The sequence below is a fragment of the Pseudomonas sp. G.S.17 genome (genome assembly GCF_038096165.1).
Lineage (GTDB): Bacteria > Pseudomonadota > Gammaproteobacteria > Pseudomonadales > Pseudomonadaceae > Aquipseudomonas.
The window spans coordinates 6,128,778-6,141,244 of sequence record NZ_CP151076.1 but is presented as its reverse complement, the minus strand read 5'-3'; the positions used below and the strand labels follow the sequence as shown (position 1 = coordinate 6,141,244).

The 12,467-nt window shown below is 59.8% G+C and carries 8 protein-coding genes, 2 pseudogenes and 1 riboswitch; of the genes and pseudogenes, 1 reads left to right on the top strand and 9 read right to left on the bottom strand.

Annotated features, from left to right (window positions below; all coding sequences use genetic code 11):
- Positions 1 to 21 precede the first annotated feature (21 nt).
- From AABC73_RS28630 to AABC73_RS28620, 3 genes are all read right to left on the bottom strand, one after another.
- Positions 22 to 1,344 carry a hypothetical protein gene (locus tag AABC73_RS28630; RefSeq protein WP_341521864.1) on the bottom strand — a complete coding sequence of 441 codons (1,323 nt, stop codon included), beginning with the start codon at positions 1,342 to 1,344 and terminating at the stop codon, positions 22 to 24.
- A gap of 9 nt (positions 1,345 to 1,353) precedes the next feature.
- Positions 1,354 to 2,661 (bottom strand): hypothetical protein, encoded by a 1,308-nt coding sequence (locus AABC73_RS28625; protein WP_341521863.1) that lies wholly within the window; start codon positions 2,659 to 2,661, stop codon positions 1,354 to 1,356.
- 412 nt (positions 2,662 to 3,073) lie between these two features.
- On the bottom strand, positions 3,074 to 4,693 hold the full coding sequence (locus tag AABC73_RS28620) for a glucan biosynthesis protein D (protein WP_341521862.1): 1,620 nt from the start codon (positions 4,691 to 4,693) through the stop codon (positions 3,074 to 3,076).
- Positions 4,694 to 4,940: 247 nt separating this feature from the next.
- Positions 4,941 to 5,070, top strand: a riboswitch (yybP-ykoY riboswitch).
- Positions 5,071 to 5,122: 52 nt separating this feature from the next.
- Between AABC73_RS28620 and mntP the strand changes: the two genes are divergently transcribed.
- Positions 5,123 to 5,689, top strand: coding sequence for a manganese efflux pump MntP (mntP, locus tag AABC73_RS28615; protein WP_341521861.1), 567 nt, complete (start codon positions 5,123 to 5,125; stop codon positions 5,687 to 5,689).
- 105 nt (positions 5,690 to 5,794) lie between these two features.
- Here the strand turns inward: mntP and lpdA are convergent, their stop codons facing one another.
- The 6 genes and pseudogenes from lpdA to AABC73_RS28585 form a co-directional block, all read right to left on the bottom strand.
- On the bottom strand, positions 5,795 to 7,195 hold the full coding sequence (lpdA, locus tag AABC73_RS28610) for a dihydrolipoyl dehydrogenase (protein WP_341521860.1): 1,401 nt from the start codon (positions 7,193 to 7,195) through the stop codon (positions 5,795 to 5,797).
- 114 nt (positions 7,196 to 7,309) lie between these two features.
- Positions 7,310 to 8,237 (bottom strand): annotated as a pseudogene (locus AABC73_RS28605) (phosphatidate cytidylyltransferase).
- Positions 8,237 to 8,857, bottom strand: coding sequence for a lysophospholipid acyltransferase family protein (locus tag AABC73_RS28600; protein WP_331150615.1), 621 nt, complete (start codon positions 8,855 to 8,857; stop codon positions 8,237 to 8,239). Before AABC73_RS28600 ends, AABC73_RS28605 begins: the two are co-directional and overlap by 1 nt.
- 9 nt (positions 8,858 to 8,866) lie before the next feature.
- Positions 8,867 to 9,325 carry a hypothetical protein gene (locus AABC73_RS28595; protein ID WP_341521859.1) on the bottom strand — a complete coding sequence of 153 codons (459 nt, stop codon included), beginning with the start codon at positions 9,323 to 9,325 and terminating at the stop codon, positions 8,867 to 8,869.
- Positions 9,315 to 10,709, bottom strand: coding sequence for a phosphatase PAP2/dual specificity phosphatase family protein (locus tag AABC73_RS28590; protein WP_341524355.1), 1,395 nt, complete (start codon positions 10,707 to 10,709; stop codon positions 9,315 to 9,317). The genes AABC73_RS28595 and AABC73_RS28590 overlap by 11 nt, the downstream gene beginning before the upstream one ends.
- Positions 10,706 to 12,462, bottom strand: a pseudogene (locus tag AABC73_RS28585) (bifunctional alpha/beta hydrolase/class I SAM-dependent methyltransferase). The gene AABC73_RS28590 and the pseudogene AABC73_RS28585 overlap by 4 nt, the downstream one beginning before the upstream one ends.
- Between the last annotated feature and the right edge of the window lie 5 nt (positions 12,463 to 12,467).

The window sequence follows — 12,467 nt, the reverse complement described above, 5'->3', positions numbered from 1 at the left end:
ACGTAGGAGCGAGGAGGCGGTTCAGGGCGTGGCCACTGTCTCCTCGGGGCTCAGGCTGATGATCTTGGGGAAATGGGTCAGGGTGACGGGTACCGAACAACTCTGATTCGCGCACTGCCATTGCTCGCCCGAAAGACTGCCTTTCTCGGGTTCGGCGGTGTCGATCAGGCGCACCGCTCCGGTCATGGGTGCGGCGCTGGCAATGTCCTGTTGCAGAGTCGGGCCGGTTGTCCAGCCGACCACCACGCGCTGCGGGCCTTTGTCGAAATACAGCAGGTAAATGTTGTCCGACTGGCGACTGGCCTCGGCGTCATAGCTGAAGTCCTTGATCACCGGGGCGATGACTTTCATGACCTGATAGGCCGGTTTGGGCGACAGGTCCTCGTTGAGCAAGCCGAAGTTGTGTTCCTGATCGGTCCGGTCGGGGCCATCGTTGACCAGGTCGTACCACCACATGCCCTGGAGATTAGGCAGGCTGCGCGCCAGAAACAGAATCCGCGCCATGTACACCGCCTGTACCGCCGGCGTGAAGCCGCAATTGCCCTGGTGGCTGGGCCAGGCCATTTCCGTGATGTAGATCGGCACATCGCGCCCGGCCTTGGCGCGGATATGCTCCTCATAAGCACGCATCCAGACCACCCAGGCCTCGGGGTTGGGCTTCACGTTTGGCAGGCAGTGGGCGTAAGGGTGAACCGACAGGCCGTCGACCAGATCCAGCATGCCGGCGTCGATCAGGCGGTCGGCGAAGCCGTAATCCATGCCTTCGGGCGTTACCGAACCGGCAAGGATTTTCGCCGGCGTGCCTTCAACGTTCTGCGTGTTTTTACGAATGAGTGGCACCACATCACGCACCAGCGCGGCATAGTCGGCGCTGAGTTGCGGGTCCTTCGGCGCCTCGATATCCCACTCGTTCCAGATCTCATAGAAGGTCACGCGATTGCCCAGCTGGCTGGTCACGTAGTCCACATACCTCAGGAAATCCGCCTTGACCTCGCCGCTGCGCGGCTTGGCGTTGTCATGAAACCAGGTGCTGTAGTCGAGGATCGTCAACCGGCTCAGGCCCAGGCTCTGGGCGTCGGTCAGATAGGTGCGCCACCACGGCACGATGCGCAGCTCGTTGGCGTTGGGCGCTGCGGTGGACCAGTGCGCGTCATCCTTGACCGAAGCGATGCCTGCATCGGCCGCCAGTTGCAGCGCTGGCCGCGACGGCGTCGGATAATTCATCAGGTGCGTGCCAATGCCGAGAATGAATGGCTCTTGCGCGTTTTCCTGGGCCTTGGCCAGGCCGCCACTCAGGCATCCAACACATAACAGGCTTGCTGCAAAACCTGGACTGACCTTCATGCTCACCACTCAATTCATGTCGGGCAGGGTGGACAGCTGGTACTGCGCAGGACGCGCGGTCTGCCGGCTGTCCAGCTGCTTGCCGGTCAGCACATGACCGAGTGCCAGGCCCAAAAACAGATTGGCCACCGCGATTTCGAACATGTCCGTGGTCCAGCTGATCAGGCAGCAGCAGAAGGTGATTGCCAACAACGCTCGGGCAATGCGCGAATCGTCGCTGCTCAGGGCAAAAAACAACGGAATCTGCAGGGCGTACAGCAGGGGTCCGAACACCCCGAACAATCCCCACAGGTACATGAAGGTGCTGTCCGAGCCGACCAGAAATTCGGTGCCGGGTACCGGGAAAATGATCACTGAGCTGCCGAATAACCCGAAACCTGCGCCGGTGTAGCCATAACCTAACCGGGTCATGGCATCGACGACGTTGGGCCAGGTGTTGTTCAGCCGGTCATACAAGGACGACAGCGACGAACCGCCGCCGCTCACGGTACGGGCGTCGAAGTCATACAGCAGCCCCATCAGCGGCAGCAGCATGCCGACCACCACGGCCACGATGCACGCGGCGCGAGTGGTCCAGCGCATGCGGGCAATCAGCAACAGGCCCATGGTCAGCAGATAGCCGCCGGCCGGCGCTTTGCTGGTGGTCAGGACAATGCCGTACAGGGCGACAAGGCTCAGCGCCAGAATCAGCAGGCGCGAACGCATGAACATCGCGATATACAGGCTGTAGATCGCGATAAGGATCGACAACGTATTGGAGACCCGGGCGAAACCGGCGCTACGGTCCTCGTCACCGGCCGACCAGGTGGTGTTGGCGCTCAGCTGAGTCTCGCCAATGGCGTAGCTGTAACCTTTCCAGGGCACCGCGGTAAATTTGTCCAGGGCGAGACCGACAAAACAAGCCACGAGGCATAAGCCGATGACCCACATGAGCAGCCGACGGCGATGGATCAGGTGGTCGCTGCAAACCATGCCGAACAAGATCGGGCTGAGCGCGAACAGGGTGAAGGCGACGTTGTTGAGGGTGGCACCATGCAACATGGCCAGGACGGCGGAAATCACCAGCATCAGCAGGCTCAACCACACGACGCGGCCAGCCTTGTAAGTGCGCAGTTCCATGAGCAACAGAATCAGGCAGGCGATTTTGGGCAGGTACAGCGCTGGCGACAGTCCTGCCTGGTCGAGATAAAAGCGCAACGCACCGGAAAAGGTCTCGACCACAATCAGGCTGATGGCGGCCCAGACCATGGCCGTCGACTTGTTGAAGGAAAGCATCGACGCGTTATCGTCGGCCGTGTTCGCAGAGTTCAACATCATGTTTTCTGCCTCTGTGGCGCTTGTTTTGAGAGATACCCCAACGAATCGGGGATTGGGCAGGCGCAACGCTACCGCCCATCGACTGTCGAAAACGGTCAATAGAGGTATCAATCAATGTAGGAAAATGGCCGCTGAAGAAGGGGGCGGCATTCAGGTCTGGAGCGAACGCTCCAACTGCGCGACAAGGGCTATATCAGCCTGACTTCGGAAGACTGTCAATCTATTCGTCAAAAATTAATCAAACGCCGACAAACGTAACAGTACTAGCTTGCTAACTTATTGAATTTACTGAGCGGTATAAATTTGACGGTGTAAACAATGCTGAAACGGACACAGGTTATAGCGACCCTATAACGCCAAACGGCAAGTCCAGGTCACCCCGAAACATGCCGTTTAAACCTGCGCTCGACGCTTACGGATACTTACGTTTGTCAGCCGTTGGCGGGAAGTACTGATACAGCCAGGTTTCACTCAGCGTGCGATCCTGGGACTTGATGAACATGCGCATCTCAACCGGTTCGGCACCCTCGTTGGTTGGGTACCAGTCGAACGTCACGCGATAACCCTGAATATCCGGCAGCACCAGAATGTTGAAATCCTGAACCTTGCCGTTGGAAACCGTGACGATCGGTTCGATGGCCGTACCTTCCGGCAAGCGTTCCAGGCCGCCACCGTTGAAGTCCACCGCAAAACGCCGCGCCCAGACCTCCGGGTAATGCTCGCCAGGTGCCCAGCCTTCGGTGAAGCCGCCCATGCCGGAACGGGTCGCATGGACCTGCGCTAATGGCGTGCTCACTGGAGGCAGCGGGCTCCAGTACAGTTTGTAGCCAAAGTTGAGCGAATCACCGGCCTTGACCGGATTTTTCGGCGTCCAGAACACCACGATGTTATCCATCGTCTCGCCCGTGGTGACGATCTCCACCAGATTCACCGAACCCTCGCCCCAAGGCGTGGTGGGCTCGACCCACAGGCTCGGCCGGCGGTGATACCAATCGACGGTGTCCTGGTAGCTGGTGAAATTGTGATCAGTCTGCACCAGACCGAAACCTTTCGGGTCCTTGTCGGCGAAGGCGTTGAACTGCAGCTTCGGCGGATTGTTCAGCGGACGACAGATCCACTCGCCGTTGCCGCGCCACATGGCGAGGCGGTCCGAGTCGTGGATTTCCGGGTGAATGGTGTCGCACATGCGGCGTTCATGGGTGCCGCAGCTGAACATGCTGGTCATCGGCGAAATGCCCAACTGGGCGATGTCTGTGCGCGCATTGACGGTGGCGTCGATGTTCATCACCACTTGCCCGGACTGGCAGTCGATATCGAAGCGATAGGCGCCGGTCGCGCTTGGCGAATCCATAAGGGCGTAGACCACGAAGCGGGTCGCGTTCTTGTCCGGAGTTTCAAACCAGAACTTGGTGAAGTCCGGGAATTCTTCCTGACGCGTCGAATACGTGTCGATGGCCAGGCCGCGAGCGGAAAGACCGTATTGCTTGTTGCTGTCCACGGCGCGGAAATAGCTGGCGCCCAGGAAGGACACCACGTCGTTGATGGCGATTTCCGGTGCCTTGAACAGCTTGAAGCCGGCAAAACCCAGATCGCCCTTGACCAGCGACTTGTCGATGCCGCTGGACTCGTAATTGAACAGTTCGTGGCGGAAGTGGACTTCCCGCGCCTGCTTGGTCGTCGGGTCGACGCTGTACATGCGGACCGGAGTCTTGAAGCCCATGCCGACGTGGAAGAAATGCACGTCCAGCTGGCCTTTGACGTCGTGCCACAGAGAATGCCCGGCGTCGTATTTGATGGCGTTGAACTGTTGCGGGGTCATGTTCGCCAACACGGGCGGGAGGACCTGCTTGTTGCTGACGTAGCCACGGCCGGCCACTTGTTTGGCGTGGGCTTTCAACGTATCGAAGTCGAAATTTTCGATCTCGCCATCGGCGGCGGCGGCAAAAGCACGTGCAACATAAAGCCCCGAGGCCGGCACGCTGCTATAAGCCGCCAACGCCATGGAGGCTTTCAGGAGATTCCTGCGATTCATAAGGTGAAGCCTCTGACTAGTGCTGTGCGTCCTGCACAAGAGAAATGCGCGCTACGACTCCTTGCTGAACGCCAAACTACCCACAACAGATAACAAACACAGCAACCGGTTCGAAAAAAACATAAATAATTACGATTTAGTCGCATTCAAGTGTGTAAATCGATGTCTGGACCGGGGTTTTGCGGTTTTCGCTGATTCTGCCTGGCTTGGGGCATGACAAAATTTTCACAAATGGGCCGGTATAAAGCGCGCTCTCTTTGGGGAGTAGCCTGCTTCTTTTCGCCAAGAAGCGTCCGTATCAACATTCTCGGCAACATGCCGTGGTGCGGACACCTTTACTGGTTGGTGAGACCATCGACATTTTCGCGCCATAAGGTCGGGCGTGCGGGAGTGTCGTGGACTCAATGCCCGACCGGAAAAACCCAAACCGTGAATCCCATATCCCTTGTAATGCTCGCTCTGGCGATGTCGACGGACGCTTTTGCTGCGGCCATCGGTAAAGGCTCAAGCCTGCACAAACCGCGTTTTCTCGAAGCCCTGCGCATGGGCGTGATCTTCGGCGTCGTCGAAACCATTACCCCGATCATTGGCTGGCTGATTGGCAACGCTGCGTCCAGATTCGTCGAGAGCTGGGACCACTGGATCGCCTTCACCCTGCTGCTCGTGCTTGGCCTGCACATGATCTACAACGGCCTGAAGACCGCCGACGAGGAAGAAGAGAAAACCACCCGGCATGGCCTGCTGTTGCTGATCGTGACTGCGACGGCCACCAGCATTGATGCATTGGCGGTGGGCATCGGCCTGGCGTTCATCGACGTCAATATCCTCGTCGCTGCAGCGGCTATCGGCCTGGCGACCATGACCATGGTCACCATCGGCACCCTGCTGGGCCGCGCCCTGGGCACCATCGTCGGCCAACGCGCGGAAATCGTTGGCGGCGTGGTATTGATCGCCGTGGGCTCGATGATTCTGTATGAGCACCTTTCAGTCGCTTGATAAACATCCGTTGGAGCGAGGCTTGCCCGCGAACCAGACGCCCGGGTGTCCCGGATTCACCGCGTCTTCGTTCTTCGCGGGCAAGCCTCGCTTCCACGATCGCAATCAAGACTGCGTTGGCAACCCAATCACACTCATCGCCGCCTGACGCAACGCTTCGGAGCGGGTTGGGTGCGGGTGGCTGGTCAGGGCAATGTCCTCGGAAGACGCCGCAAATTCCATCGCCACGCAGAACTCGCCGATCATTTCGCTGACGCTTGGCCCGACCAGATGCACACCGAGGATTTCGTCGGTGCGCTCGTCGGCCAGGACCTTGGCGAAGCCTTCGGTTTCATGGTTGACCTTGGCCCGACTGTTGGCGCTGAACGGAAACTTGCCGACTTTGTAAGCGCGGCCCTCGGCCTTGAGCTGCTCTTCGGTCTTACCTACGCTGGCCAGTTCCGGGCGGGTGTAAATCACGTTGGGGATCAGGTTGTAATCGATCTCGCCCGCCTTGCCGACGATGCGCTCCACGCACACCGAAGCTTCGTCTTCGGCCTTGTGCGCCAACATCGGACCGGACGTCACATCACCGATCACCCAGATGCCTTCTGCTGCGGTGCGATGCCCTTTGTTTTCCAGCATGCCGCGCTTGTCCAGTTCCAGGCCGACCGTTTCCAGCCCCAAGCCTTTGGTGAAGGGCCGACGTCCAATGGACACCAGCACGTAATCCGCTTCGATCAACTCAGCCGCGCCGCCCGCTGCCGGTTCGACGCTAAGGCTGACGCCGTTCTCCGAGGTCGTAGCCGTGGTCACTTTGGAGCTGAGCTTGAAGTTGATGCCCTGACGCGACAGTGAGCGATGCAACGTCTTGCCCGCTTCCAGATCACTGCCGTGGGCGACGTGATCGAGAAACTCCACCACCGTCACCTGCGCGCCCAACCGCCGCCACACTGAACCCAACTCCAGGCCGATCACCCCGGCGCCGATCACCACCAGATGCTTGGGTACTTCAGTCAGCGACAGCGCGCCGGTGGAATCCAGAATGCGTTGGTTGTCGATGTCCACGCCGGGCAATGGCGTCGGCTCGGAACCGGTGGCAATGATGATGTCTTTGGCTTGCAGCTCGGTTTCGGCGCCGTTGGCGTCGGTGACAATAACTTTGCCCGGCCCGGCAATCCGCCCCCAACCCTTGATCCATTCGGCCTTGTACTTGCGAAACAGAAACTCGATGCCCTTGGTCAGGGCCGTCACGCTTTCGCCTTTCTGTTTCATCATCTGCGCCAGATTCAGGGTCGGCGTGACCTCAATACCCAGCTTGGCAAACTCTTCGCCGGTGGCCGCTTCATACAGTTCCGAAGCATGCAGCAACGCCTTGGAGGGGATGCAACCGACGTTCAGACACGTCCCGCCCAACGTTTCGCGCCCTTCGACACAGGCAACGCTCAAGCCCAGCTGGCCCGCGCGGATGGCTGCGTTATAGCCGCCGGGGCCGCCGCCGATGATTACAACGTCATAACTGCTCATGCCCATATGCTCCTGAAGTTGAGAATGGAGGGAAGCGTAGCTCGTGAGTCCGCAAAGGGGTCGTGAGCGATTAGATTATGGTTGTAATGTTTATGCGGCCGAGCGTCAAGCGGGCTACACCCACCAATACCGAACAAGGTGAAAGAAGATCGGCGCGGCGAAGCAGACCGAGTCCAGTCGATCCAGCATGCCGCCGTGGCCTTCGATCATATGTCCCCAATCCTTCACGCCTCGGTCGCGCTTGATCGCGGACATGACGATGCCACCGGCAAAACCCAGCAGGTTGATCAGCAGCGCGATCAACGCCGACTGCCAGGGATTGAACGGCGTGATCCACCACAGCGCGCCGCCGATCAACGACGCCAGGGCGATGCCGCCGACGAAGCCTTCCACAGTCTTGGACGGCGACAGGTTCGGCGCGATCTTGCGCTTGCCGAACAGCTTGCCGCAGACGTACTGCAACACGTCCGACAGCTGCACGACGATCACCAGATAAGCGATCAGCAACAGATTGCGCCCCTCGTAACCGGGGATTTCCAGGGTCAGCAATGCGGGCACGTGAGACACGCAGAACACCGCGATCATCAAGCCCCACTGGACTTTCGACGCGCGCTCCAGGAAGTGCGTGCTGTCGCCACCCAGCGACGCGAGGATCGGCAGCAGCAAAAACACGTAGACCGGAATGAAGATCGAAAACAAGCCATACCAGCTCATGGCGATCAGCACGTATTGCAGCGGCAGCGCCAGATAGAACGCCGCGACCAGCGCCGGGTAATCACTCTTGCGCGTCGGCGTCAGGGTCAGGAATTCGCGCAGCGCATAGAACGACACGGCGTAGAACAGGATGATCACTGCGCTGTAGCCCAACGCGAAGGCGATGCCGATGACAATGACCATCACCCACCACGCGTTGATCCGCGTTGAGGTTGTCGATCACCGAATTGGGTCCGCCAGCCCGGCGCTTGAGGATGAAACCGATGGTCGAGGCCAGCAGCAGAATCGCGCCGATGCCCATGAATAACAATTGCGTCTGCTTATCCATCAATGCTGCTCCGGGGCCAGGGCCAGCAGCGCTTCACGGCTGCGCAATAAAAACTGTTCTTTGAGCTCGTCACTGCCCAACTGCAACGGCGTGCCAAAACTGGTTGTGCATAACAATGGCAACGGCAATACGCGGCCCTTGGGCATGACACGGTTCAGGTTGGCTATCCACACGGGCACCAGTTCGGCTTGTGGATAACTTTTCGCCAAGTGGTACAGGCCGCTTTTGAACGGCAGCAGGCCGTCTTCCAGATTGCGCGTGCCTTCGGGGAAGATGATCAGCGAATCGCCGTTCTCCAGCGCTTCGAGCATCGGTTGCAAGGGGTTGCTGTCCGGCGTTTTGCGCTGGCGATCAACCAGCACGCCGTTGAACACGCGATTGATGATGTAACGCCGTAGCGGGCTGCTCTGCCAGTAATCCGCGCCCGCAACCGGCCGGGTCAGCTTGCGCAACGCAGGCGGCAGCGAAGCCCACAACAGCACAAAGTCGCCGTGGCTGCTGTGATTGGCGAAATAGATGCGCTGCACCGGTTCCGGCGTACAACCCAGCCAGAGACTGCGCGCGCCAGTCACGCTTCGCGCGCCGGCAGTGATGATCGTCGCGACCAAAGGTTCGAACATGGCGTTTCCTTATGATGCGGTGAAGGACAACCAAGGGAAGATCAGAATCGCGCCCAGCATTACCAGCAGCTGGACGGCAACAAACAACAATTGCTGGCGCAGCAGCTTCAATGCGCCCTTGCTGCGCAGCGCCCAGGATCGCCCGGATTTATCCACAGGCTGAAACTGGAGGGCGACCAGCGCTTGATCGAGGGCAAGTGTGCGCTCGGCCAGTCGGGCTTCATCGCTGGCGACGGCCTGGAACAGGTCCGCGTCGAACGCGACGCGCAACGCGTAGTATTTTTCGATCAAACCCAGCAGAACCACGGCCGCCGCCAGTATCAGCAACAATGGCATCGTCGGAGTTATCAACAGCTGCACCAGCCCGAATGCCAAGCCAAGCAAGGTCAGCCCTGTGGACAAGTTATCCAGCGTCTTGCCTCGGCGCAGCAGACTGGCGACGATATGTAGCTGCATTTCAGATGACATCATTGGGCCCCGTAGGAGCGAGGCTTGCCCGCGAAAGCGATGTGTCGGGGATAACGCCTTCGCGGGCAAGCCTCGCGCCTACGATTTCCTGCAAGGCTTCAACATGTGCGGCGCGCAGCACCACGCCGGGCCTTGCCTGGCGGATGATCGCAATCGCGTTATCCACAGTCTCGGCGCGACCGCTGTGCAAATGCCAGGCAGCAACTGCCGTGGCACTGCGCGAATAACCCAGCGCGCAGCACACCAATAACGGCCCTTGCTGGCGCAGACGTTCAATGGCCTGGGCGGCGAGCAGACAGGTCTGCGCCGTGGGCGCGACCAGATCCAGCGTCGGAATCGCCTGATAGCCCCGTGAATCCGGTTTGATCGGCAGCTCGGCGCACATATCCACAACGGCGGCGAAAGGCTTGAGCTGGTCGTTATCCGGCAGACGTCCCAGCCAAACGTTATCCACAACCTGATCGGGCTGTGGATGCTTGCGTGTCCACACCCTTGAATTGATCCAGGCACCGAGCAAGTACGGCGCGAACAGCCAATACACCGCTGGGCTGAGGCTGCCGTCCTGACGTTTCTGGAAACCCGCCGCATCAAACACCAGATAATTCAGCGCAACCAACAGCAGCGAACCCGCTGGCCAGGCCAGCCAAAGCCACGCGCCGCCCAGCTTCAGGGCCGTCGCGCCGAGAATTATTGCGCCGAGACTATAAATGGCAGTCAGCTTCAGGCGCTTCGGTCCCAGGCTGATACGCGCTGCGAGTAAAGGACTGCGGCCTTCATCCGGCCAAAGCCACACACAGAACCAACCGGCCAGCGCGCCTGTGGGTAAGTCGATAAAGTGATGTTGATAAGTGGTCAGCACCGAAACGCCGATTAGGCTGAACCAGCCATGCAGCAACCAGCGCCATGCCTGATGGAAGTTCTGCAGATAGCGGTCGTAGCAGACCCATAGCACCACCAGCAGCGCGATATGCAGCGAAGGCGCCTGATTGAAGGGCTTGTCGAAGCCCGCCAGCACGGCGAATAACCAGCCGAATACGCCATCCAGTTCCGGACGCTCGAAAGCGAAACGCAACGGCCAGATCAGGAAGCAGCTCACCGCAATCAGCTGGGCGCTGAACAGGCGCAACGCGTGAGTATCCAGCTGTCGGCGAGTCAGGCACGCCAGCAACGAGAAGCCGTAAAGCAGGTCGATGGACCAATAGGGCACGATGGTCCAGGCCCAGAATGGCATGTGCGCTTCCCATCCGAAGGCCAGGCTTGCCACGTCGCCGCGCTGCGCCGTCACCCAGGTGGCGAAGCCGTAGCTGGCGAAGAAGAATGGCGCCAGGGCTAACAGCCAGACCACGGCGCGTTTCCACAAACCGGCTTCGCGCAGCATCTTCAATTGATCCGCTGCGCCAGCGACACGCTGAAAATCCCCCATTCATCCACCCGCTGGGTGATTTTGCGGAAACCCGCCGCTTCCACCAGTTGATCCATTTCCGTCTGGCTGCGCCGCCGCATCACCCAAGCCTGGCCTTGGCGGTGACTGGTCAGGGCGCGGGCGATCAATTCCAGCTGCGGGTGCCACGGCTGACCGGTGTACACCAGATAACCACCCGGCTCGACCGCTACGGCGAGTCCGGCCAGCGAATCGCCGACCATCTGGTTACTGGCGAACAGCTCATACAAGCCGGACACCACCGCCAGCGTCGGTTTCGGGTCCAAAGCAGCGAGGTCGTTGCGATCAAAGGCGTCGGCCTTGATGAAGCGCGCAATGTGGCCCAGCCCTTTCTGCTCGATCAAAGCGCTGCCATCGCGCACATTGATGTCGCTGTAGTCGCGCAGCAGGATCGACTCCGGCAATGGATCGACGCCTTGCAGGGATTCGAGAATGTAACGTCCGTGGCCCGCGGCGATATCGACGATGCGCACCGGTTTGCCCTGATTGCGCAGATGCTCCATGGCCAGGCGCAGCAGCTCTTCAACGTGCAGCTTGCGCTGGCGAATTCCGCGCCAGCCGATGGAATCCAGGTAATTCTTGTCGATCATCTCACCGAGTTTGCCGCTGCCGGTGGGCTGGTTGCGGTAGACGTAATCCAGCGTGCTGCCGGAATCGAAACCGGTATCGAAACCCAGTTTCACGCCTGTGGATAACTTGCTGCCCAGGCGCATGCTGGCCCGGGTCATGCGCCAGTATAGATCGCGCAGCGAGTTATGCGGCAACGGCGCGGCCAGCTCTTCGGATTCGGCACAGGTCACGCCGAGCTTGTCGGCGTCCAGCAGGGAAGGGCGGGTCGCCGGCAGTTCGAAGTTCTGCAGGATAAAACGCCGCGCGCGGCTGACCGCCAAGTGGCGATCCCGCTCGCCAAGGGTGTCGTGAAAGAAGCCCGGCAGGATGTGTTTTTCCTTGCGCACACTGCCCAGCCGCTCAAAAAAGCGCTCCTGCGGGCCGCGATGCACGACGAAGTCCGAGCCGGAGATCAGCAGTTGAGTCGGAATCGAAATGGCCTGTGCATCGGCTACAACCCGATCAGCCGCTTCGTACAGACCGAGCAGCACGTTGACCGAAATCGCCTTGGTGATCAGCGGGTCGCTGTCGTAGGACGCAATGCGCTGCGGATCATGACTGAGGAAGCGCGCCTTGACGTAGCTGTTGACGAAAAAATTGCCTTTGAATGTGCGCAGCAACGCCAGCCCCGGACGGGCAAACGGCACGTACAGCTTGACCTTGAAGGCCGGCGAGGCGAGCACCAGCGCGCGGATTTTCGGTGCATAGTCATGCGCCCAGGTCGCCGCGATAACAGCGCCAACACTTTGCGCAACCACAGCCATGTTTCTTCGGCGATGTCGAACGTCGCGCTCAGGTGATCAATGAAGGTTTGCACATCGCGCACACTGGTGGCGAAGCTCGGGCTGTCACCGCGCGCGCCGGGCGACTGGCCATGGCCGCGTGAATCCCAGGCAAAAAAATCGAAACCCGGCAGATCCAGCTCATCCACCAGATGCGCAATGCGTCCGGAATGCTCATGACCACGATGGAACAACAGCACGGCCTGACGCGGGACCGTCGGATCCTGATTCGCTGCAGGCCAATGGCGGTAGAACAGCTCAACCCCATCATGGGTCATGAAACGCTGGTCCTGAACGTCACGCATGTGGA